This window comes from Blautia sp. AM28-27, assembly GCF_003480905.1.
GTDB classification, from domain to species: Bacteria; Bacillota; Clostridia; order Lachnospirales; family Lachnospiraceae; genus Fusicatenibacter; species Fusicatenibacter saccharivorans.
In genome coordinates, this window is record NZ_QUJK01000002.1 from 429,838 (window position 1) to 454,445 (window position 24,608).

18 protein-coding genes are annotated in these 24,608 nt (G+C 48.1%); 16 read left to right on the forward strand and 2 right to left on the reverse strand.

The window, feature by feature from the left end; genetic code table 11:
• Nucleotides 1-2 precede the first annotated feature (2 nt).
• The 4 genes from ilvD to DW743_RS06155 all read left to right on the forward strand — a co-directional run bounded on the left by ilvD (nucleotide 3) and on the right by DW743_RS06155 (nucleotide 5,993).
• Complete coding sequence (gene ilvD / locus DW743_RS06140) at nucleotides 3-1,664, forward strand: dihydroxy-acid dehydratase (RefSeq protein WP_055228625.1); 1,662 nt, start codon at nucleotides 3-5, stop codon at nucleotides 1,662-1,664.
• 210 nt (nucleotides 1,665-1,874) lie between these two features.
• Nucleotides 1,875-3,563, forward strand: a complete 1,689-nt coding sequence (gene ilvB, locus DW743_RS06145) for a biosynthetic-type acetolactate synthase large subunit (protein WP_117509195.1) — start codon at nucleotides 1,875-1,877, stop codon at nucleotides 3,561-3,563.
• A gap of 184 nt (nucleotides 3,564-3,747) precedes the next feature.
• The gene (gene serC, locus DW743_RS06150) at nucleotides 3,748-4,830 is read left to right on the forward strand and encodes a 3-phosphoserine/phosphohydroxythreonine transaminase (RefSeq protein WP_117509194.1); all 1,083 of its coding nucleotides are present in this window, start codon (nucleotides 3,748-3,750) and stop codon (nucleotides 4,828-4,830) included.
• Nucleotides 4,830-5,993 carry a phosphoglycerate dehydrogenase gene (locus DW743_RS06155; RefSeq protein WP_117509193.1) on the forward strand — a complete coding sequence of 388 codons (1,164 nt, stop codon included), beginning with the start codon at nucleotides 4,830-4,832 and terminating at the stop codon, nucleotides 5,991-5,993. The genes serC and DW743_RS06155 overlap by 1 nt, the downstream gene beginning before the upstream one ends.
• 282 nt (nucleotides 5,994-6,275) lie before the next feature.
• Here DW743_RS06155 and cysS read toward each other — a convergent pair whose 3' ends face one another.
• Nucleotides 6,276-7,724 carry a cysteine--tRNA ligase gene (gene cysS, locus DW743_RS06160; protein WP_117509192.1) on the reverse strand — a complete coding sequence of 483 codons (1,449 nt, stop codon included), beginning with the start codon at nucleotides 7,722-7,724 and terminating at the stop codon, nucleotides 6,276-6,278.
• A 984-nt stretch (nucleotides 7,725-8,708) separates the two neighbouring features.
• Between cysS and DW743_RS06165 the strand changes: the two genes are divergently transcribed.
• From DW743_RS06165 to DW743_RS06190, 6 genes are all read left to right on the forward strand, one after another.
• Complete coding sequence (locus tag DW743_RS06165; protein WP_117509191.1) at nucleotides 8,709-10,922, forward strand: ABC transporter substrate-binding protein; 2,214 nt, start codon at nucleotides 8,709-8,711, stop codon at nucleotides 10,920-10,922.
• A gap of 119 nt (nucleotides 10,923-11,041) precedes the next feature.
• Complete coding sequence (locus tag DW743_RS06170; RefSeq protein WP_117509190.1) at nucleotides 11,042-12,613, forward strand: ABC transporter permease; 1,572 nt, start codon at nucleotides 11,042-11,044, stop codon at nucleotides 12,611-12,613.
• Between the two features lie 6 nt (nucleotides 12,614-12,619).
• Entirely contained in the window at nucleotides 12,620-13,588 is a 969-nt protein-coding gene (locus DW743_RS06175) for an ABC transporter permease (protein WP_055228618.1), read from the forward strand.
• Between the two features lie 13 nt (nucleotides 13,589-13,601).
• Nucleotides 13,602-15,350 (forward strand): oligopeptide ABC transporter ATP-binding protein OppD, encoded by a 1,749-nt coding sequence (oppD, locus tag DW743_RS06180; protein WP_117509189.1) that lies wholly within the window; start codon nucleotides 13,602-13,604, stop codon nucleotides 15,348-15,350.
• Nucleotides 15,351-15,362: 12 nt separating this feature from the next.
• A complete protein-coding gene (locus DW743_RS06185) occupies nucleotides 15,363-16,667 on the forward strand; it encodes an ATP-binding cassette domain-containing protein (protein ID WP_270423095.1) in 1,305 nt (434 codons plus the stop codon).
• Nucleotides 16,668-16,986: 319 nt separating this feature from the next.
• Nucleotides 16,987-18,222 (forward strand): hypothetical protein, encoded by a 1,236-nt coding sequence (locus DW743_RS06190; protein WP_117509188.1) that lies wholly within the window; start codon nucleotides 16,987-16,989, stop codon nucleotides 18,220-18,222.
• On the opposite strand, the gene DW743_RS19020 is transcribed toward DW743_RS06190, so the two are convergent.
• Nucleotides 18,147-18,401, reverse strand: a complete 255-nt coding sequence (locus tag DW743_RS19020) for a DUF6783 domain-containing protein (protein ID WP_416388104.1) — start codon at nucleotides 18,399-18,401, stop codon at nucleotides 18,147-18,149. The genes DW743_RS06190 and DW743_RS19020 overlap by 76 nt on opposite strands.
• 101 nt (nucleotides 18,402-18,502) lie before the next feature.
• Between DW743_RS19020 and glgB the strand changes: the two genes are divergently transcribed.
• From glgB to DW743_RS06220, 6 genes are all read left to right on the forward strand, one after another.
• A complete protein-coding gene (glgB, locus tag DW743_RS06195; RefSeq protein ID WP_117509417.1) occupies nucleotides 18,503-21,217 on the forward strand; it encodes a 1,4-alpha-glucan branching protein GlgB in 2,715 nt (904 codons plus the stop codon).
• A gap of 3 nt (nucleotides 21,218-21,220) precedes the next feature.
• A complete protein-coding gene (locus tag DW743_RS06200; protein WP_055265441.1) occupies nucleotides 21,221-22,093 on the forward strand; it encodes a mechanosensitive ion channel family protein in 873 nt (290 codons plus the stop codon).
• A gap of 166 nt (nucleotides 22,094-22,259) precedes the next feature.
• Nucleotides 22,260-22,727, forward strand: coding sequence for a ribosome maturation factor RimP (rimP, locus tag DW743_RS06205; protein WP_022462927.1), 468 nt, complete (start codon nucleotides 22,260-22,262; stop codon nucleotides 22,725-22,727).
• Between the two features lie 31 nt (nucleotides 22,728-22,758).
• Nucleotides 22,759-23,940, forward strand: a complete 1,182-nt coding sequence (gene nusA / locus DW743_RS06210) for a transcription termination factor NusA (protein ID WP_117509187.1) — start codon at nucleotides 22,759-22,761, stop codon at nucleotides 23,938-23,940.
• 30 nt (nucleotides 23,941-23,970) lie between these two features.
• Nucleotides 23,971-24,249, forward strand: a complete 279-nt coding sequence (gene rnpM, locus DW743_RS06215; RefSeq protein ID WP_022462929.1) for an RNase P modulator RnpM — start codon at nucleotides 23,971-23,973, stop codon at nucleotides 24,247-24,249.
• The gene (locus DW743_RS06220; protein WP_055221524.1) at nucleotides 24,233-24,544 is read left to right on the forward strand and encodes a L7Ae/L30e/S12e/Gadd45 family ribosomal protein; all 312 of its coding nucleotides are present in this window, start codon (nucleotides 24,233-24,235) and stop codon (nucleotides 24,542-24,544) included. Before rnpM ends, DW743_RS06220 begins: the two co-directional genes overlap by 17 nt.
• Nucleotides 24,545-24,608 lie beyond the last annotated feature (64 nt).

Genomic DNA, 24,608 nt, shown 5'->3' on the forward strand with positions numbered 1-24,608 from the left:
TCATGAGAAGTGATGCTGTAAAAAAAGGAATCGCACAGGCACCACAGCGTTCTCTGATGCGTGCGCTGGGTCTGACCGAAGAAGAAATGAAAAAACCGCTCGTAGGAATCGTAAGCTCCTACAATGAGATTGTACCGGGCCACATGAACCTGGATAAAATTACAGAGGCTGTAAAAATGGGCGTTGCCATGGCAGGCGGAACACCAATCGTATTCCCGGCCATTGCAGTCTGTGACGGTATCGCCATGGGACACATCGGAATGAAATATTCCCTCGTTACCCGTGACCTGATCGCCGATTCCACCGAGTGTATGGCAATGGCACATCAGTTTGATGCCCTGGTATGTATCCCGAACTGTGATAAAAACGTACCTGGTCTTCTGATGGCAGCAGCAAGAGTCAATGTTCCGACCGTATTTGTCAGCGGCGGCCCGATGCTTGCCGGCCACGTAAAAGGCGAGAAGAGAAGTCTTTCGAGCATGTTCGAGGCAGTCGGCTCCTACGCTGCCGGAACCATGACAGAGGAAGACGTCTATGATTTCGAGTGCAATGCGTGCCCGACCTGCGGTTCCTGCTCCGGTATGTACACCGCAAACAGCATGAACTGCCTGACCGAGGTTCTCGGTATGGGCTTAAAAGGCAACGGAACGATTCCGGCGGTATACTCCGAGCGTCTGCGCCTGGCAAAGAGAGCCGGTATGCAGGTTATGGAGCTGTTAAAACAGGATATCCGTCCAAGAGACATCATGACAAAAGAAGCGTTCCTGAACGCTTTGACGGTTGATATGGCACTTGGATGCTCCACCAACAGTATGCTTCACCTTCCGGCGATTGCGCATGAGGCGGGCGTAGAACTGAATCCGGAAATGGCAAATGCCATCAGTGAGAAGACTCCGAACCTCTGTCATCTGGCTCCGGCAGGATACCACTATATCGAGGAGCTGAACGAGGCAGGCGGTGTTTATGCCGTTATGAATGAGCTGAACAAGCTGAATCTGCTGCACACAGAGTGTATGACAGTAACCGGAAAGACCGTAGGAGAGAACATCAAAGGATGTGTCAATAAAAATCCTGAGATCATCCGCCCGGTTGAGAATCCATACAGCAAGACAGGCGGTATCGCCGTTCTGAAAGGAAACCTGGCACCGGATACCGCAGTTGTCAAACGTTCTGCTGTTGTTCCGGAGATGCAGGTTCACGAAGGTCCGGCCAGAGTCTTCGACTGTGAGGAGGATGCCATCGAGGCAATCCGCGGCGGCAAGATCGTGGCAGGTGATGTTGTTGTGATCCGCTATGAGGGACCAAAGGGTGGTCCTGGTATGCGTGAAATGCTGAATCCGACTTCTGCCATTGCAGGTATGGGACTTGGTTCTTCCGTAGCCCTGATCACAGATGGCCGTTTTTCCGGCGCATCCCGCGGTGCATCCATCGGTCATGTCAGCCCGGAGGCAGCAGAAGGCGGTCCGATCGCGCTCGTTGAGGAAGGCGATCTCATCCGTATCAATATTCCGGAGCATAAGCTGGAAGTTGTCGTATCGGACGAAGAGCTGGCACGCAGAAAAGCTGCATGGACTCCGAGAGAGCCGAAAGTAACCACAGGTTATCTGAAACGCTACGCCAAGATGGTTTCCAGTGCAAATAAGGGAGCTATTCTGGAGTTCTAATTCAGAAAAACTATGAGAAACACGCTCTGCGAGTTTCTCATAGTTATCGCGGCAGTCGCCAAGGTCTCGTGCAAGCACGGACTTTGGCTCGTTGCCCGCGTAAATCATAAAATCATATCAGCCGTCCGAACGCGCTTTTTCTCGGATGGCTGATTTCATAAACAGATTTCATACACAAAGCGAAAAACATAAGGAAGGAATCATACAGACATGGAATTAACTGGATCACAGATTGTTATCGAGTGCCTGAAGGAGCAGGGTGTGGATACCGTGTTCGGCTATCCGGGCGGAACCATTTTAAATATCTATGATGAACTTTACCGTCATCCGGAAATCCACCATATCCTGACCTCACACGAACAGGGTGCTGCGCATGCGGCAGACGGATATGCGCGTGCTACCGGAAAAACAGGCGTCTGCATGGCTACAAGCGGCCCGGGCGCAACGAATCTTGTCACCGGAATTGCAACCGCCTACATGGATTCTACACCGATGGTAGCGATTACCTGCAACGTAGGAAAGGCACTGCTTGGAAAAGACAGCTTTCAGGAGATTGACATTGCGGGTGTCGCAATGCCGATCACAAAATACAGTGTGATTGTAAAAGATATCACCGTTCTTGCAGATACGCTGCGCCGTGCGTTTACGATCGCAAAGAGCGGAAGACCGGGCCCGGTTCTGGTCGATATTACAAAAGATGTCACAGCGGCAACGTATGAGTATGAGCCGAAGACTCCGGAAAAAATTGAACCGTTTACTGAGAGAATTACAGAAGAAGGCCTGGATCACGTCGTATCCCTGATTCAGGAGTCGAAACGCCCGTATATTTTCGTGGGCGGCGGCAGTATCATCTCCGGCTCGTCCGAGGAAGTGCGCGAACTGGCACACCGCATCCAGGCACCGGTCTGCGACACCCTGATGGGAAAAGGTGCGTTCCCGGGAACGGATGAGCTGTACACCGGCATGCTCGGTATGCACGGAACGAAAACATCGAACTACGGCGTGACAAAGTGCGATCTGCTGATCGTGCTCGGCGCAAGATTCTCCGACCGCGTCACCGGAAATGCCGCAAAATTTGCCAATAACGCAAAAATCGTTCAGATCGATGTGGATGCGGCAGAAATCAACAAGAATGTTGTTGTCGAGTCGAGCATCATCGGAGACGTCAAAGAGGTCTTAAAACGGCTGAATGCGAAGCTGGAGCCGATGCACCATGATGAGTGGATTGCAAAGATCAGGGAAATGAAAGAAAAATACCCGTTAAAGCATGAAGAGGGGCTTACCGGACCGTATGTGATCGAGGAGATCTATAAGGCAACGGACGGACAGGCAATTATCACAACGGATGTCGGCCAGCACCAGATGTGGGCGGCACAGTATTACCGCTATACGAAGCCGAGAACGCTTCTGACATCAGGCGGTCTTGGAACGATGGGCTTTGGTCTTGGAGCAGCGATGGGTGCAAAAATGGGACGCCCGGACAAGGTTGTCATCAACATCGCAGGAGACGGCTGCTTCCGTATGAACATGAACGAGCTGGCAACCCTTTCCAGACATAACATTCCGGTCATTGAGGTTGTTGTCAATAACCACGTGCTCGGTATGGTGCGCCAGTGGCAGACTCTGTTCTACGGAAAGCGGTATTCCAACACGGTTCTGCAGGATCAGGCAGACTTTGTGAAGGTTGCCGAGGCGCTCGGTGTAAAGGGAATCCGTGTGACAAAAAAAGAGGAGATGGGTCCGGCGATCCGTGCAGCAATCGAGAGCGGAAAACCGGCGCTGATCGATGTGTGGATTGACTGTGATGAGAAGGTATTCCCGATGGTTCCGGCCGGAGCACCGATCGAGGATGTTTTCGATGCGGAGGATCTGGCAAAAAAGGAGCAAGAAAAGGATTGACAGATTTCTGACAAAGGGGTATCATAGTTTCAACGTGGTAAAGCAATACCGTATTACCATATGAATTGCAGACTTGTAAGAAAAGATGTAAAGGAAATACATAAGATTACAATGGAAACCACCGGTATAGAAACGGTGGTTTCCAAGTAATATAAAGCAGTAAGAGAAACAGGAGGACAAAAAAATGAGCAGAGTCTATAATTTTTCCGCAGGACCGGCGGTTCTGCCAGAGGAAGTGTTGAAAGAAGCCCAGGAGGAAATGCTGGATTACCGTGGATGCGGCATGTCCGTCATGGAGATGAGCCACCGTTCCAAAGTATTCCAGAACATCATCGATGAGGCAGAAGCAGATCTTCGTGACCTGATGGGAATCCCGTCAAATTACAAAGTTCTGTTTCTTCAGGGCGGTGCCTCCCTGCAGTTTTCCATGATTCCGATGAACCTGATGAAAAACGGTGTCGCTGATTACATCGTAACGGGCCAGTGGGCAAAGAAAGCATACGCAGAAGCACAGAAATACGGAAAGGCAAACAAAATTGCCTCCTCTGAGGATAAAACATTTTCCTACATCCCGGACTGCAGCGATCTTCCGATCAGCCCGGATGCCGATTATGTTTATATCTGTGAAAACAACACCATTTACGGAACCAAATACAAAAAACTGCCGAATACCAAGGGCAAAACCCTGGTGGCAGATGTCTCCTCCTGTTTCCTCTCCGAACCTGTTAATGTCTCCGATTACGGCATCATCTACGGCGGTGTCCAGAAAAACATCGGACCTGCCGGAATGGTCATCTCCATTGTCCGTGACGATCTGATTACCGACAATGTCCTGCCGGGAGCACCGACCATGATGAAATTCAAAACGCATGCAGACGCAGGCTCTCTGTATAACACGCCGAACTGCTACTGCATCTACATGTGCGGCAAAGTGTTCAAATGGCTGAAGAAAATGGGCGGACTGGAAGTCATGAAACAGCGCAACGAAGAAAAAGCAAAACTGCTGTATGATTTCCTGGATCAGAGCAAGCTCTTCAAAGGAACCGTTGTACCGGAAGACCGTTCTCTAATGAACGTTCCGTTTATCACCGGAAATGCAGATCTGGATGCCAAATTCGTCAAAGAGTCCAAAGAAGCCGGACTTGAGAACCTGAAAGGTCACCGTACCGTCGGCGGTATGCGTGCAAGTATCTACAATGCAATGCCGAAAGAAGGTGTAGAAGCACTCGTAGCCTTCATGAAAAAGTTCGAGGAGGAAAATCTCTAATGTTTCAGTATCATTGCTTAAATCCGATTGCAGGCGTAGGCCTTGTAAATTTTAATGAAAACTATCAGCAGAGTGAAAGCCTGGAGGGAGCCGATGCGGTTCTCGTCAGAAGTGCAGCCATGCACGGTATGGAGCTGCCGAAAAGTCTTCTTGCCGTAGCAAGAGCAGGAGCCGGTGTCAACAACATTCCGCTTGCCGACTGCGCAGAGCAGGGTATCGTTGTATTCAACACACCGGGAGCCAATGCAAATGGCGTCAAAGAGCTGGTGCTTGCCGGCATGCTGCTTGCATCCCGCGATATCGCAGGCGGTATTGAGTGGGTGAAGAGCGACAAAGAAGACGGCGACATTGCAAAGACAGCAGAAAAACAGAAAAAGAAATTTGCCGGCTGTGAGATCAGCGGAAAGAAGCTCGGTATCATCGGACTTGGCGCGATCGGTCAGCTTGTAGCAAATGCAGCAACCCATCTTGGCATGGAAGTATACGGATACGATCCGTACATTTCTGTCGATGCGGCATGGAATCTGTCCCGTGACATCCATCACATCCAGAATGTAGAAGATATCTACCGTACCTGCGATTATATCACCATCCATGTTCCGCTGATGGACAGCACAAAAGGTATGATTAACAAGGCAGCGATCGATGAGATGAAAGACGGCGTGGTTCTTCTGAACTATGCAAGAGACCTCCTGGTTGATGAGGATGCTGTTCTGGAAGCATTAAAGGCCGGAAAAATGAAAAAATATGTGACTGACTTTGCAAACCCGAAGGTAGTCGGCGCAGAGGGAACCATCGTTACTCCGCATCTTGGAGCATCGACCAAAGAATCCGAAGATAACTGTGCTGTCATGGCGGTTAAAGAAATCCGTGATTTCCTGGAGAACGGAAACATCAAAAACTCCGTCAACTTCCCGAACTGTGATATGGGTGTATGCACAGGAGCAGGCCGTGTGACCATCTGCCATAAGAATATTCCTGGTATGCTGGGTGCATTTACCACCGTTATGGGTAACGCCGGTGTCAACATCAGCGACATGACAAACAAAGGTAAAGGCGATTACGCTTACACAATGATGGATCTGGAAAGCGAAGCAACAGAAGAGATCGTAAAAGCGCTGGAAGCAGTAGACGGCGTATTAAGGGTTCGTATTATTAAATAAAGAAACAGCCATCCGAAAGAAACAAAAAAGGCGGTATCCGGAAAATGGATGCCGTCTTTTTTTCGATGCCATGCATCCGAAGGAAGCCGCAAGCAGCAGGTGAAAAAGCATAAAAAAGAGAACTGCCGCATCAGAGCAGTTCTCTTTGGAAGAAGTTTAATAGAAAGTGCAGCCGCGTTTTCACAGGTAATATACTGGTCGGTTGTTGCTTTCAGCACATGAAATTCCCTGTTTCCTTCGTAGGAAATGAAGAAGAAAATCAGAGTTCCTCTTTCGTGCAGATCAGATCCGTTTCCAGACGGCTCCGCCGCGTACATCAGCAACTTCAATGCCCTGGGCTTTCAGGTCATCGCGGATTTTATCTGCTTCTGCAAAGTTTTTGGCTTTTTTTGCCTCATATCGTTTCAGAACGAGCGCATCAATTTCCGGATCTCCTTCACCGGTAATCTGATAGCCGGACGCGGTGGAAGCAGAAGTTGTCTTTGCAGCCTCCTTTCTCTTCGCATCTGCATGAGCGAGAAGGGAAAGACCGAGTACCTGATCGAAACTGTCGAGAAGCGCCAGCTTTGCAACATCATGCATGTCTGCTTTTAACACATCGTACAGCGTTGTGATGGCAAGCGAGGTGTTGAGGTCGGCATCGAGCGCTTTCTGGAATTTCTCTTTTAAAGCAGTCATAGAAGCTTCCTCGGCCGGTCCGTCTTTCGGGTCTAAAGCGGCGATGCGGGCGATCAGCTTGTCGTAGGCAATTTTGGCGTTGTCCAGGTTTTCCCAGGTGAAGACAAGCGCCTTACGGTAATGGGACTGGAGGCAGAAGAAACGGTAGACGAGAGGATCATAACCTTTTTCCTCAAGAAGAGAAACGGTTAAAAACTCACCTTTCGATTTCGACATCTTTCCAGTCGATGTATTCAGGTGATGCACATGGAACCACTGCGGGCACCAGGCGTGGCCAAGGTAGCTTTCGGACTGTGCGATCTCGTTTGTGTGGTGCGGGAATGCATTGTCTACGCCGCCGCAGTGCAGGTCAAGGTATTCGCCATTGTATTTCATGGAGATACCGGAGCACTCGATGTGCCATCCCGGATAACCGACGCCCCACGGGGAATCCCATTTCAAGGCCTGGTTCTCAAATTTGGATTTCGTAAACCAGAGAACGAAATCATTTTTGTTGCGTTTGTTTGTATCTTCCTCTACGCCCTCACGCACACCGACCGCGAGGTCATCCTCGTCGTGATCGTTGAATACGTAGTAGTGGTCGAGACGGCTGGTGTCAAAGTAAACATTTCCGCCGGCAAAGTAAGCGTAGCCGGTGTCCATCAGTTTTTCAATGATTTTGATATATTCGTCAATGCATCCCGTTGCCGGCTGTACGACATCCGGGCGCTTGATGTTCAGCTTTTTGCAATCCGCAAAGAATGCATCGGTGTAATACTGTGCGATTTCCATGACTGTTTTGTGCTCGCGCTTTGCACCTTTGACCATCTTGTCCTCGCCGGTGTCCGCATCGGAGCTTAAATGGCCGACATCGGTGATGTTCATGACACGGTTGACGTCGTAGCCTTCATAGCGGAGTGCCTTTTCCAGGACATCCTCCATAATATAACTGCGCAGGTTTCCGATGTGCGCAAAATGATAAACGGTAGGTCCGCAGGTGTACATTTCTACACGGCCCGGTGTGTGTGTCAGGAATTCAGCTTTTTTATGGGTTGCAGAATTATAAAGATACATAAAAGAAGTCTCCTTTTTTCTTTTCGTGCGGATACGGATGCAGAAGTGATGATACACAAGAAAGCAAAAAAGCGTCTGCTGTATCCGACAAGGATATCAGAGACGCCGCGTGCGGTGCCTGTTTTCCGTGTACTGCACTGGTTCCTTATTAAAATTAATATTAGCAGGATTTTTTTTTGCTGTCAATAGTCCGGAGACTGTCGAAGACAAAAAGTAAGAAAGTGTTACTGTTCACACGCTACTATCCCGCGAGGCGTTTTGGCATGAATATGCCAAAATCCCGAGACATACAGCGCGAATTTATGCGGTTAGCATAAATTCTGTGCATCGCGAAGCGTGTTACTGAGAACGGAGTGAACAGTAACAAGAAAGTGATTTCGGTGTGAGCGGTCTTCATGGAAGGCTTTGCTTTGTAAAAGAAGGAAACGAAAGTAAAAAACGAAAGTAAAAAACGAAAGTAAAAAACAGTATGACGCTCTTAAATAAGAAGAAATGTGATTTTCAGAAGTCTGTTTTTGCGTCCGGCAGGATTCTTTCCCGGAGCAAAATCTGAAACAAATACAAAAAGACAGTGCTGCAGAACGCAAATGGAAAGAAACAATTATTTGTGTAATCTTTTTTTATTCTAAAACCGAAGAATACAGGAAAATAGAAAAACAGCATCAGAACAATACCCAAAAAGAGGAAAATAGAGGATTTTGATGACTTTAAATGCAGTTTATACACTTTTCTCCTGCATCGGATATTGACAAACAGAGAGAGTTCTGGTTATAATGAACCCAGTTGTTTTTGGACAAACGGACAAATGTACGGGCATGAGGGATGAAGAAAACAAATCTTGTTGGACGCATCTCCTTTTTGTACTATTCGTTTTGATGTGGTAAAGTGCCAAAATGAAAAACGGTGGAATGGCGAAGCCGTTCCGGTAAATGTCCGGATGATGCAAAAACAACGCGAATCCATGAAAGGAGTTAGGAAGAAATTATGAAAAGAAAAATTGTAAGCGCATTACTTGTTATGAGTATGACTGCAAGCCTGGTTGCCTGTGGAAATTCCGGCAGCGGAAGTTCTGATCCGGCGGATGAGAGTGTAAGCGTAAGCAGCAGCGCATCTTCCGAAAGCAATGCAAGCGCATCTGCAAGCAGTGAGAGCGAAGCCGAGGCAGAGGAGTCCGAAATGCCGGAAGGATACGACGAGACCAGCACAGAGCTCTATAACGAGGCACTGGGCGATTTCAACGATGCACTTGCTACTGCAAAGGAAGCAGAAACGGTGGATGAGAGATATGCCCTGATGGCAGTTGCCGAGGGAAAACTGATGGAGTCCGCCATGATGTACCCGCTCACCTCAAGAGGTGGTACGTACGCGATGTACAGAATGGCTCCGCGCACCAAGGACTATACCCTTTGGGGAAGCGATAAGGACCGTTATCATCAGTATGTTGTAACAACTGACTTTATCAAGGCAGAAGATTACAACGAGATGAGAGCAAAATGGGATGAGCTTAAAGGAACAGGAACCTATGAGAGCTGGGTAAAAGAATATCTGGCAGGAAAAGGTTACACCTTAAAAGACAGCTTCTCCATGCCGTATGCGAGCGATCCGGTAACATGGGACGGACTTGCAACTTCCCGTGCGGCAGATACCGATGCGATCATCAATACCTATGACGGACTGATGGAGTACGATGTAGAGGGAACTCTGCAGCCGGCACTGGCAGAATCCTATGAAGTATCTGATGACGGACTGACCTATACCTTCCACCTTCGTAAAGATGTAAAATGGACCGATTCCCAGGGACGTGAAGTGGATACTGTAAAAGCAGATGACTTCGTGGCCGGAATGCAGCATATGTGTGATGCACAGGGCGGTCTGGAATACCTGGTACAGGGCGTGATCAAAAACGTATCCCAGTACATCAGCCGTGAAGTTACCGATTTCGACGAGGTTGGTGTAAAAGCTGTTGATGACTATACCGTAGAGTACACACTGGAAGAGCCATGCAGCTACTTCATGACCATGCTTGGCTACACCATCTTCATGCCGATGAGCAGAAGCTACTATCAGTCCCAGGGCGGTAAATTTGGTGCTGAGTACGATTCCTCCGCAGCAGATTATCAGTACGGAAAAGATTCCAACTCGATCGCATACTGCGGACCGTACCTGGTAACCAACGCTACAGCGAAAAATACCATCGTATTTAAACTGAGCGATTCTTACTGGAACAAAGACAACGTAAACATTAAAACCCTGACCTGGCTGTTCAATGACCAGTCTGATGTTACCAAAATGTACACAGATGCAAAAGCAGGTACCGTTGACTATGTAAACCTGAACACCTCCACTATGGAGACAGCAAAATCCGAAGGTCTGTACGACCAGTACGCAGTAGTTTCAGATACCGATGCTACTTCTTTCATGGCATTCTACAATATCAACCGTACTGCGACTGCAAATGCCAACGACGGAACAACAGCAAAGAGTACAAAGTCTGACGAAGAAATCCAGAGAACGAACAAAGCACTGCAGAACGTTCACTTCAGAAGAGCGATCAGCTTTGCAGCAGATCGTGGCGCTTACAATGCACAGCAGGTTGGCGAGGATCTGAAGTATACTTCCCTTAGAAATACCTTTACCCCGGGATATTTCGTAAGCCTGTCAAAAGACACTACCATTCAGATCAACGGAACCGACACAACCTTCCCGGCAGGCACCTACTATGGTGAAATCGTACAGAAACAGATCGACGCCGACGGCGTGAAGATCAAAGTATGGGATGCCGAAAACAAGACCAGCGATGGCTTTGATGGATGGTACAATCCGGAAAACGCAGTAGAAGAACTGAATACCGCAATCGAGGAGCTCGCAGAAGAGGGCATCACCATCGATGAGAGCAACCCGATCCAGATGGAATATCCATATCCGTCTGCAGTAGAAGTTTACACCAACAAAGCAAACTCCTACAAGAAATCAGTAGAGGCTGCCCTTGGCGGAAAAGTTGTGATCAATCTGGTTGATGCCGTAGACCTGGATGGATGGTACTATGCAGGATACTATGCAAACTATGGTTATGAAGCAAACTACGACGTATACGATGTCTCCGGATGGGGTCCGGACTTTGGTGATCCGTGCTCTTACCTGGATACCATGCTTCCGGACTACGAAGGATACATGACCAAATGTTTCGGTATCTTCTAATTTTGGAAAAGGTAAAATTGGAAAGATCAGAACAGTTGAAAGCCAATGAATAAACCGGCAGGGGGATGGGAACAAAAAAAGCCATTCCCCTGTCATATTGTGTTAAGGAATGAGAGAATATGACAAAATATCTTTTTAAGCGTTTGTTGCATGGCCTTGTTTCCGTAGTAATCGTTGTTGGATGCGTTATGACTATGATTTATTCTCTGATGGACCGAAATCTGATTTTCGCACAGGACGCCACCTATTCCCATCAGAGCAATAACCAGAAAAAGGTGTACAAATATCAGAAGTGGGAGACATACGGATATCTTGATTATGTAACCTATGCAGATTATTTGAACGCTCTCAAAGCAAAAGGCGAAATTGACGAGGATACGAGATCCAAAGCAGTAGCATTCGGAAGAACGAAAGACCAGGATTCAGAACTGGTATCTGAATATGTAAAAAAATTTACAGCTTATTATAAAGCAAAAGGTTACACCGTAAGAAGATACGATGCGATCATGATGGGTAAGAAAAAATATGCCAACGGCGGACAGCAGCAGCTGTTTGCATACAGGGATATTCCGCTTGCAACGCGTCTCGGAAAATATTTTTCCGGTTTGATTGACATCGACAGCATTCACGATGCTGCAAAGGTAGAAGGTAAGAGGGGGATTACATTTACCTTACACGATCCGGTATATGGGGGAAAGAAATTTTCACCGGCCATCATGGGAAATGGCACAACACACAAGTACTTGATGTACTTTGACTCAAAATTCCCATACTTCCATCAGAATATAATCACCATAAATTTAGGAAAGTCCTATTCCGTAAATGAGGGTGTGGATGTAGCACTGACCATGACCCGCGCGCAGGGATCCTACGTAAAATCGGAGATTACCTACCCAAGCGGTCTGGTGGAATACAGTGCAGACGATCTGCACAGCGCAACGTATATGAGCGAATCTCAGGATGCAAGCGCTGTTCATTCCGATCGGTTCACAGATGACTATACCAACGTGGATACAGTTAAGAGTGGTAAATCAAAAATCGGCTATTCCTTTGTAATCGGTATCATTGCCGTAATTCTTTCCTATCTCATCGCAGTGCCGCTTGGCATTCTGATGGCGAGAAAGAAAGACAAACTGGTTGACCAGCTTGGAACCATCTATATTGTATTCATTATAGCAGTACCTTCACTGGCCTATATTTTCCTGTTTAAGGCAATCGGAGGAAAAATGGGTCTGCCGACCACCTTTGACATGGATTCGAAGAGCAAGCTGATGTATATTCTGCCGATCGTTTCCCTGGCACTGCCGCAGGTGGCAAACCTGATGAAATGGCTGCGTCGATACATGATCGACCAGATGAACTCCGATTACGTAAAATTCGCAAGATCCGGTGGACTGACAGAGGGAGAAATCTTTACGAAACACATTTTGAAGAACGCAGCGATTCCGATCGTGCAGGGTGTTCCGGCGAGCGTACTGTTCGCACTGACCGGCGCCATCATCACCGAGCGTGTGTACGTAGTACCAGGTGCCGGTAATCTGCTGACCGAAGCAATCAGCAAATATGATAATGGTGTTATCGTAGGTGTTACACTGTTCTACGCAGTGCTCTCCGTGATTTCCATCATCCTGGGCGACGTTTTGATGTCCATGGTGGATCCGCGAATCTCATTCTCAACGAAAGACAGGTAGGGACTTATGAATTATGATTTAGATAAATTCGGTCTGTCTGAGGAAGAACTGTTTTCTCCTGTAGATAACAGCTCTCTGGAGTCTGAGAAAATTACGGCTCCGAGATATTCCTACTGGCATTCCGTGTTCCGCGTATTTTTTAAGAAAAAAATCAATATTGCCGTACTTTGCCTCCTGGGTGTGATTCTGCTGATGACGTATGTGTATCCGCTCTTTGTGGAGTACGACCGTTTCGCCAATCTGATGAACGGCGCGACAAAACATCTGTCTCCAGGCAAAGCATTGCAGCAGCTTGGATTCAATATTCACTGGATTTTAGGATCCGGTGCTTCCGGACAGTCGACATTTGACGCTGTCTGGTTTGGTTCCAGAATTTCAGTTTCCCTGGCGTTTATCTGTGCGCTCATCAACCTTTCGATTGGTGTGATTGTCGGATCTGTCTGGGGATTTTCGAAGAAGGTTGATGTCTTCATGATGGAGGTTTACAACATCATCGGAAATATTCCGTATGTACTTCTGATCTCCGTCCTGGTGCTTATTTTTTCTCCGAGCTTCTGGACCATGGTATTTGCACTGACCGTTACCGGATGGCTTGCCATCGCGTACTTTATCCGTACGCAGGTCGTTATCATCCGTGACAGAGAGTATAATCTGGCATCAAAATGTCTTGGAACTTCGATTTTCCGCATTGCGATGAAGAATATTCTCCCGTTTATGACATCTGTCATTGTTACTCTGGCGGCAACTGAGATTCCGTCCTACATCTCTTACGAGGTGTTCCTGGCTTACATCGGTATGGGACTTTCTGACATGTCTCTGGGAAGACTGATCTATGAGGCTGAGGGCGCCATGCTGACACCGGGATGGGGATTCGAATTCTGGAGTCCGGTTGTTGTCGCTTCAATCATCACCGTAGTATTATATGTAGTTGGACAGAACCTTGGAGATGCGTCCGACCCGAGAACACATATGTAGGAAGGAAAGCCGCATGGAAGATAAAAAAGTATTATTATCGATTAAGGACTTACAGGTAAAATTCCGTGTCCGCGGCCGTATCCTGACGGCAATCCGGGGCGTAACGCTGGATATTTACGAGAATGAGTCCATTGCTATCGTAGGAGAATCCGGTGCCGGTAAATCCGTATTCACGAAAGCGTTTGCGGGTATGCTGGACAGCAACGGTTTCATCGATCAGGGAGATATCATTTTCAATGATGACGAACTGAGTGATACGGTTGTTCCGCTGAATTCTTATGCGAAAAAGACCATCGCTTCTACCCTGGAAAAACTGAACGAGTATTCCAAACTGGAATATGGTTCAGAAGTATTTCTGAAAATGAAGGCGCTGGAGCAGGAAAAAGAAGAAAAAATGACGCTGAGCGAGGAAGAGCGCGAGAAAGCAGAGGCTGAAATCAAGGAACTTGTAATAAAGAGAACCGAACTTTTCAACTATAAGCAGACACTCGATACTTCCAAAGAAAAAGCGAAAGTCAAAGAGACATCCGCGGAGATTTCCAGACTGGATGGAGAGATTAAGGCTCTGCAGAAAGCAAAAGAGGAAAAAATCAAGGCTCACAAACAGGCTGCCATGAACGATACGGCATACAATCAGGCGTATGAGGCAAAAATGGCAGAGTACAAAAAAGAGTACGCCGGCCTGACAGCAAAAGAAATTACGGACGAGACGAGAAAGAGAAACGAGATTCTTGCCAAAGAGATCTATCTTTCTGTCGGACGTTATAAACTGCGTAAAAAGGTTCGCATGATCAAGAAGCTGCACGAGGCATTCAAAGCTGCGATGGAACGCGGTGTGGATCTGAATGACGAGCAGAAACGGAACAGCGTTTTCGACCAGGCAACTTTCCGTGTACGCTATCTGGATGAGACACCGGAGCGGCTTCATGGAACCTGTATCATTAACCTGGCAAAAATCCAGGATCCGAATGACTGGGGCCAGATCCGCGGTAAGAAAATTGCAACCGTATTCCAGGATCCGATGACTTCCCTGAACCCGATCATCACAATCGGAAAACAGATTACGTCTGTTATCATGAAGCATCAGAATGTCAGCGAGGTGGAAGCAAGAGCACAGGCGCTTGAGCTGATGGAAAAGGTTGGTATTCCGAACGCAGAGCAGCGTTTCGATGATTATCCGTTCCAGTATTCCGGCGGTATGAGACAGCGTATCGTTATTGCGATTGCACTTTCCTGCCGTCCGAAGATCCTCATCTGCGATGAGCCGACAACTGCGCTGGACGTTACGATTCAGGCACAGATCCTGAAGCTGATCAAGGATCTTCAGAAAGAGTACAACTACACCATCGTGTTTATTACCCACGACCTTGGTGTCGTAGCGAATATCGCAGACCGTGTTGCCGTTCTGTACGCAGGACAGATCATCGAGTTTGCGAACGTAGAAGAGCTGTTCTACGATCCGCGCCATCCGTACACCTGGGCGCTGCTTTCTTCCCTGCCGCAGCTTGCGGAGCGGAATACAAAGCTGTTTTCCATTACCGGTACGCCGCCGTCTCTGTACAATAAGATTATCGGAGACCCGTTTGCACCGCGTAACCAGTACTGTCTGAAGATTGATACTCTGGAGGAGCCGCCGATGTTCAAGGTAACGGATACCCACTATGCCAAGACATGGCTGCTGGATCCGAGAGCGCCGAAGACAGAAAAACCGGAAGCTATTCAGAATATTCACGAAAAACTGTTAAAAGCATATAACTTATAGGAGAGTTTGAAAGTGTCTACAAAGCAGGAAAGCAAGACCACTGTTTCGCATCTGCCGGAGCATGGTCCGATTGACGAAAATGGAAGAGAAATCTTACTGCAGGTAAAAAATGTAGATATCACTTTCGGCAAGGGCGATGACGCAGTCAAAGCGGTAAAAAATGCTTCTTTTGACATCTACAAGGGAGAGACCTTCTCCCTCGTAGGCGAGTCCGGTTCCGGAAAGACAACGATCGGCCGTGCGGTCATTCGTGTCAACCCGTGTTCCGCAGGAGAGATCCTGTATAAGGGCGTTAAAATTTCCGGTAAGATTCCGCATTCCCTGGACCGGGAGGTTATCCGAAACATTCAGATGGTATTCCAGGATCCGGCCGCATCGTTAAATGAGCGTGCGACGGTCGATTATATCGTATCCGAGGGTCTTTACAACTTCCATCTGTACGAGAACGAGGCAGACCGTGTGAAAAAGGTAGAGAACATGATCAACGAGGTTGGTCTTCTGCCAGAGCACCTGACCCGTTACCCACATGAGTTCTCCGGCGGACAGCGCCAGCGTATCGGTCTGGCCCGTGCCATGGTTATGGAGCCGGAGCTGGTTGTAGCCGATGAGCCGATCTCCGCACTGGACGTATCGATCCGTGCCCAGGTCCTCAATCTGCTGAAGAAATTCCAGAGAGAAAAACAGGTTACTTATCTGTTTATCGCCCATGACCTTTCCATCGTACGGTTCATTTCCGACCGTATCGGTGTTATCTACAAAGGAAATATCGTAGAGGTTGCGGACGCAGAGGAGCTGTTCAACTTCCCGCTGCATCCATACACCCATTCCCTGATCTCTGCGATCCCGATTCCGGATCCGCAGCTCGAGAAGAATAAGGTGCTGTACACCTATGACCCGTCCATTCACGATTATTCCGTGGACAAACCGGAATTCGTGGACATCGGACACAATCATTTTGTATATGGAAATAAAAAAGAGATCGAAGAGTATAAGGCACTCCGTGAGAAGGGAGAGCCGCTGCAGCCGATCACCATCCGAAAGCCTGGCGAGGAAGTAAAAGAGGAGAACCACGAGGTTCATCTTTCCAAGGCAGAAGATGAATTCCTGAAAACTCCGGTTCACGATACCGGAAGCGTCTGGTACAAAGTGCTGTCGTTCTTCTTCCCGATCATCGGTATCATCGCAGCGATGGTATACAAAAAGAAACAATACTATCACAACTACAAAGCATGCAAGCAGGGCGCGCTGTACGGATTTGCTGTACTTGCCGTGATTCTCCTGATCTTTATCATTGCATTGATTTTAGTTGCCCTATAGTGGACAGGAAAGAAAAAGTGGCCCGGAACCAGAAAAAAGGTTCCGGTGCCGCTTTTTTTGATTTACGCGAGCAACGAGCCAAAGTCCGTGCTTGCACGAGACCTTGGCGACTGCCGCGATAACTTGAGAAACTCGCGGAGCGTGTTTCTCATAGTTTACAGGAAACTTCGTTGAAATTTTCTGTAAATTAAAAAAGTTGTGGCTTCCGGAACGAAGTGCGAGATGAATTCCGTTCCGATTTTACTTGACGGGCGATGTGTTTTTTGGGACAATAAATCACAGCGGAAAAGGAAAATTAGAATGAAAGAGGAGCAAAAAAATGGGAAGAACAGTAAAAGATCCGAACAGACGGCTGCCAAAGCCGGTACAGAAGGTCTGGCTTTCCGAAAAAAATGTCGGACGGCGCATCCTGCTTGTAGTACTGCTTCTGGCGATTGGATCCGGTTTTCTGGTGTATGGTTTTATGAACTTTCTGCATGGAGATTCCGGCTGGCGTGAGATCAGTGTAAAGGCAGGCGCGGATTTGAACTGCGGTGAGGATTTTACCTTGAAATATAACGTTGGCGCAAGCGGGGTTTCTGCAGGCGGGGAGGCAAAGGCGCTTTCGCTGCTTTACACAGATGCGGCAGTGAAAGGCTACCGGCTTTTCAATATAGATGAGAGCTTTGAGGATGTGACAAACCTGTATGATATCAACCAGCATCCAAATGAAGTGCTGACGGTAGATCCGGTTTTATACGATGCACTGAAAAAAGTATCCGATGCCAATTGCCGGGAAATTTATCTGGGACCGCTGTATGCGTCCCTGGAAAATCTCTGCGCCAGCAATGATGATGCGGCTGCAGCGCAGTTTGATCCGAACCGGAACGATGCGGCAGCAGAAGAAACGGCAGCAGTTGCTGCCTTTACACAGAACCCGGATGATATTTCACTGGAGCTGTCAGGGGAAAACCAGGTCTGTCTGCATGTGTCAGACGCGTATCAGGCGTATGCCGCAGAGATGGGCTATACCGCATATCTCGACTTTTTCTGGATGAAAAATGCTTTTTTGATTGATTATCTGGCGGATACGATTCGTGGCGAGGGCTATCAGCTCGGCATTATTTCCAGTAAGGACGGTTTCGTGCGCTGTCTCGATGAGACGGGAGAAAAAGAGTACCGGTATCCGCTGTATCATCTTTCCGGGAACGAAATCCAGTCATACGGAACAATGACGTATGAAGGACCGAAAAGCATCGTGTTTTTCCACGCTTACCAGGCGGGCAGCCCGGATGCGTACCGCTATTACCAGTATCAGGACGGAACGATGCGCACGCCGTATCTTAGCGCGGCAGACGGAAAAGACCACACAGCAGCCTCCGAACTGATCGTCTATTCCGGTGAATATGGCTGTGCCAATACGCTGCTTGCAGCATTTTCTGATTATCAGGCCGAATCGCTTTCCAGGGAGTCCCTGGAAACACTGACTTCACAGAACATTTACAGTATCTGGTTTGAGAACGATGAGATGCAGACGACAGATGAAGATCTTGCCGTAATCGTAGGAAATGAATAAAAAACAAACCAGATTTGCATTGTACAATCGCAGTTAGGATGGTAGAATAAAAACAGAATTTGAAAAATCATTTCCACAATCTGCAAGCCCCACTTCGCGATCTGTTTTGACCTTATCCGGTTGCTGCAGACCGTTTGGGCTGAAAATGGGACTCGCAGCTCACGAAAAGCTTTTTTCAAACACGCTCTGGCATGAATGAGTGCTTTTTTATGCGATTTTGTATGGGGGAAGCAGCAGCGAGAGCACGTAAAATAAAAAAGGAGGGGTTATAATTTTGAAAATGGAAGAAAAATTATACGATTATATGGATTGGGCGGAAATAGAAGCCGTGGTCTATTCTGAGGAAAATCATCCAAGAGACATCTTGGGACCGCGCGTAACGGAGGATGGTATTTTGATTCAGGCGTTTTTCCCGGGTGCAACCCGTGCAGCCGTACATACGATCCGCGACGGAAAACAGACCGAGATGGTTTGCGAGGATGAGGCGGGATTTTTCGCTGTGCTGCTTCCGGGAAAGAAAATTCCGTCCTATACGCTGATCTACTGGGACGGCGACGGAAACCAGATGGAGCATTACGATCCGTATGCCTATCCGATGCAGTTCACCGAGCAGGAACAGAAACAGTTTGAAAACGGCATCTGCTATTCCATCTATGAGAAGCTGGGTGCACACCCGGTAAAGATCGATGGTATCAGTGGTGTTTACTTCGCTGTCTGGGCACCGAATGCGATCCGTGTCAGCGTTGTCGGGGATTTCAATAACTGGGACGGAAGAGCATATCAGATGAATCTTCTGGAGTCCGGGATCTATGAACTCTTTATCCCCGGTGTTCGCGCGGGCGACATCTATAAATATGAAATTAAGGCAAAGGGCGGTCTGACGTATCTGAAATCGGATCCATACGCGAATGCAGCACAGCTGCGTCCGAACAATGCGAGTGTTGTGGTTGATCTTGGAAAATATGCCTGGCAGGATGAGAACTGGATGAAGAAGCGTGGTGTCACACAGGGCGACAAAGCGCCGATTTCTGTTTATGAAGTGCATCTTGGCTCCTGGAAAAAACCGGACGATGGCCGTGAATTTTATAACTACCGTGAGATCGCTCCGATGCTGGCTTCTTACGTCAAAGAGCTCGGCTACACCCATGTAGAACTGATGCCAGTGATGGAGCATCCTCTTGACGAGTCCTGGGGGTATCAGGTAACGGGCTATTACGCACCGACAGCACGATACGGAACGCCGGATGACTTCCGCTATTTTATGGATACGATGCACCAGAACGACATTGGTGTTATTCTCGACTGGGTACCGGCACACTTCCCGCGCGATACCTTCGGACTTTCTGCGTTTGATGGAACGTGTCTGTACGAGCATTTTGACCCGAGACAGGGATCCCATCCACACTGGGGCACGCTGATTTACAATTACGGCAGACCGGAAGTAAAGAACTTCCTGATCGCCAATGCGCTTTTCTGGGCAAAAGAGTACCATGCCGACGGAATCCGTATGGATGCGGTTGCATCGATGCTGTATCTTGATTATGGCAAGCAGGACGGGGAGTGGGTCGCAAATATCTACGGCGGAAATGAGAACCTTGAGGCAATCGAATTTTTAAAACATCTGAACTCCATCTTCAAAAAAGAGTTCCCGGATGCGCTTCTTATCGCAGAGGAATCGACCGCATGGCCGAAGGTGACGGGAGAACTCGACGATGAAGGACTTGGCTTCGACTACAAGTGGAACATGGGCTGGATGAATGATTTTACGGAATATATGAAAAACGATCCGGTATACCGCGGGGCACATCACGATCAGCTGACTTTTTCTATGGTATATGCATACTCGGAGAAATTCATGCTGAGTCTGTCGCACGATGAAGTGGTTCACCTGAAAGGGTCTATGTATACCAAAATGCCGGGTACACCGGAGCAGAAAATGGCAAATCTTCGTCTGGCGTACGCTTATCAGATGGTGCATCCCGGAAAGAAGCTTCTGTTTATGGGACAGGAATTTGGACAGGAAAAAGAGTGGAATGAGAAACAGTCCCTGTCCTGGGAGCTTCTTGAGGACAAGGAACATCTGCAGTTAAAGAACTATATGGCAGCACTGCATGCGTTTTACAAGGCAAATCCGGCACTGTATCAGCTTGACGAAAAGCCGGAGGGCTTTGAGTGGATCAATGGCATGGAGTGGGAAAAGAATCTTCTGATCTTCCTTCGCAGAACAAGGAAGAAAGAAGATACGCTGCTTGTCGTATGCAACTTCTCGAATGTCGAGTACGATGATTTCCGCATTGGTGTGCCGTATCCAGGAAAGTACAAAGAGATGTTCAACAGCGATGCGGAAAGCTATGGCGGAACAGGCGTCGGAAATCCACGCGTGAAAATGTCGAAAAAAACAGAGTGCGACGAGCGGAAAAACTCGATTACCGTAAAACTCGCACCGCTTTCTGTTCAGGTATTTTCTTATACGAAGCCGGAGACGGGCGCTGCAAGCAATAAGAGCGCAAAGGCAAAAACTGCAGCGAAAGCGGCAGCAGAGAAGAAAACCGGAAAGAAGGGAAAACCGGCTGGAAAAACGGAAGAAGCAGTAAAAGCAGTAAAAGCAAAGAAAACAACAAAGACTGCCCAAAAAGCAGAGAAAAAGGTATCGGAAAAAACGGTGAAAACCGCAGAGAAAAAGCAGGGAACTACGACTGCGACAGAGAAGGTGGAGAAAGCCGTAAAGCAGGCGATCGACAGCAAACCGGTGAAAACGGTAGAGCAGACGGTGGACAAGCTGGTGAAAGCCGGAAAATCTGCAGCGGCAGAGGCAGCAAAAGCTGTGGAAAAATACCGCGCAGCCGCCGATCCGGAAAAGAAGCCGGCTACAAAGCCGGAAACAAAGCCGGAAACAAAATCAGAGGCAAAACCAGAGACAAAAACGAAAAAAAGCACAGGCATGAGTGAACTCGGCGAGGAGCTGCAGAGAAAATTCGAGACAGAGGAGAGATAACACATGGTGAATCTGACAGCGGCGGAACGCGTCTATGAATACTGGATCGACAAGGCCTCTTCGGCTGCCGATCTGGTGCTGAAGATCGTGTTTGCAGTAATTCTGTTTCTGGTTGCACGCAAACTGATCCTGTGGCTCTGTGGTCTGATCCGGAAAAACATGCGGCGTTTTCACACGGAGGAGGCGGTGGTCAGTTTCACCGTTTCCATGGTGAAATACAGTCTGAACACGCTGCTGGTGCTGACCATTATCGTTCAGCTCGGTATCGTATCCGAAGCGTCGATCGCAGCAGCTATCGCCTCCGCCGGCGTTGCCGTATCCCTGGCATTGCAGGGCGGTCTCTCGAACTTTGCAGGCGGGGTGATGATTCTGCTGCTGAAGCCATTTAAGGTCGGTGACTACATCATTTTTCCGGGCGAAGGTCAGGAGGGAACGGTTAAGAAGATTGAGATGTATTATACGACAATCAACAGCATCGACAACCGTACCATCATGATCCCGAACGCTAATCTGACGAACCACACCATCATCAACGTGACGGCGATGGACCGGAGAAAGCTGGAGATCAAAGTCGGCATTTCTTATGAGTCCGATATCAAAAAAGCGAAGGACATCCTGCGCCGCCTCGTTGAGGAGGAACCGCATTTTCAGTCGGAGGAACAGCAGTTTTTCGTAGATGAGCTGGGCGAGAGCGCGATTACGGTCGGTCTCCGCGCCTGGGTCGCAACGGAAAATTACTGGCCGGTCAAATGGAAAATGAATGAGCGCATCAAAGAAGAGTTTGACGCGGCGGGAATTTCCATCCCGTATAACCAGCTCGATGTCCACATCTGCCCGGAACCGGCGAACAAAAAAGCCGGAAAAGGCGATAAATAAAGGATATTTTGAAAATTAACCCTTGCAATTGCACGGAAAAGGTGCTATAGTAAAGTTGTTAATAAGTGACTGTTAAGGAGTGGACGATTTCGTCCACTCTTTCTTGTGTACAGGGAAATGAAAGAATTTTTCGAAAGTTTCCCTGAATCAAAAAGGTGGTGAGGATTTGAGCAGAAGAGAAGAATACGAACAGAAGGCAGAAGAACTGATCACTCCGATTGTAGAAGCCAATGGTTTTGAACTGGTGGATGTGGAGTATGTCAAAGAGGGCGGTACCTGGTACCTGCGTGCTTACATCGACAAAGAAGGCGGAATTACCGTGGATGACTGCGAAATCGTCAGCCGTGCATTTTCTGACCGGCTGGACGCAGAGGACTTTATCGATGACGCCTATATCATGGAGGTCAGCTCCCCGGGCCTTGGACGTCCGCTGAAAAAAGAGAAAGACTATAAGAGAAGCATGGGAAAAGAGCTGGAAATCCGGACATACCGTGCGATCGAGAGAAACCGGGAATTTTACGGAATACTCACCGCATATGATGATAACAGTGTGACCATTTTGGAGGAGGACGGAACAGAGCGCGTCTTCCAGAAAAGCGATATTGCATTGATCCGTTTAGCATTTGATTTCTAAACAGACGCAGATACAGGAGGAAAAGAGAAAAATGAATACAGAATTAATGGAGGCCCTTGAAGTTCTTGAGAAAGAGAAGAATATCAGCAAAGATACCCTGCTTGAGGCAATTGAGCAGTCGCTGATCCAGGCCTGTAAAAACCATTTTGGCAAAGCAGATAATGTAAAGGTAAGCATTAACGCCCAGACTGGTGATTTCAAAGTCGTAGCAGAGAAAACCGTTGTTGATCTGGTACAGGATCCGATCATGGAGATCGCCCTTTCCGATGCAAAACGTGCAGACTCCCGCTATGAACTCGGCGATATCGTTCCGGTAGAAATCAAATCCAAAGAGTTCGGCCGTATTGCAACCCAGAATGCCAAAAACGTCATTCTTCAGAAGATCCGTGAGGAAGAGCGTAAAGTTCTGTTTGATCAGTACTTCGAGAAAGAGCACGATGTGGTTACCGGTGTGGTACAGCGCTATGTGGGACGCAACGTCAGCATCAACCTCGGTAAAGTAGACGCTCTGCTGACCGAGAACGAGCAGGTCAAAGGCGAGAAATTTGAGCCGACCCAGCGTGTGAAAGTATACGTTCTGGAAGTAAAGAATACAACCAAGGGACCGAAGGTTATGGTATCCCGTACCCATCCGGAACTCGTAAAACGTCTCTTTGAGTCTGAGGTTTCCGAGGTTGCGGAAGGCATCGTAGAGATCAAGAGCATTGCCCGTGAGGCGGGAAGCCGTACGAAAATGGCAGTATGGTCCAACGATCCGAATGTCGATGCAGTCGGCGCATGCGTCGGTATGAACGGAAGCCGTGTCAACGCGGTTGTCAACGAGCTGAACGGCGAGAAGATCGACATCATCACATGGGATGAGAACCCGGCACTCCTGATCGAGAACGCACTGAGCCCGGCAAAAGTTATCTCCGTTATGGCAGACCCGGAGGAGAAGACCGCAAAAGTAATCGTTCCGGATTACCAGCTTTCCCTTGCCATCGGTAAAGAGGGACAGAACGCAAGACTTGCCGCACGTCTGACCGGATTCAAGATCGACATTAAGAGCGAGACCCAGGCACGCGAGGCAGGAGACTTCGACTACGTAGAAGAGGAATACGAGGAAGAGGACAATTACGATGAGTCCGCAGCAGAGGAGGAAACCATCTCTGCAGAAGAAAACTTCGACGAGAATGATGTAGAAACAGCAGAGAAAGCCGGAGACGAAGAGTAATTAAAATAAAAACAAAGGCGGGATGAGCATTTGAGTACAGTTCGTAAAGTGCCGCTGCGTAAATGCATTGGCTGCAATGAAATGAAAAACAAAAAAGAAATGATCCGCGTGGTGAAAACCACCGAAGGAACGATTGTTCCGGACACAACCGGAAGAATGAACGGACGCGGTGCTTATGTCTGCTCTCTGGAATGTCTTGGGAAAGCAATGAAAAACAAAGGACTTTCCCGTTCTCTGAAGGCAGAAATTCCATCAGAGGTTTATGAGCAGTTAAAGGAGGCATTTGCGAAGATTGAACAGTCAAAGTAAAGGATTATCCATGCTGGGCCTTGCCATGAAGGCGGGTAAGGTATCGAGCGGCGAATTTGCGACCGAGCAGGCCGTAAAGAGCGGCAGCGCATACCTTGTCATTCTGGCGGAAACGGCGTCGGCCAATACACAGAAGAAATTTCGCAATATGTGTGCATACTATAAAGTGCCATGCATTCTTTTTGGGGACAAAGAGCAGCTTGGAAGAGCCATCGGAAGAGAATACCGTTCTTCCCTTGCCGTATGTGAAGCGCATTTTGCAGAAAAAATAGCAGCATTGTTGGCAGAAGCGTAAGGCGTAAGGCCGGAAAGGTCGGTGGATGGATGCAGGAAACACGAAAACCGCAGAAAGAGGAGAA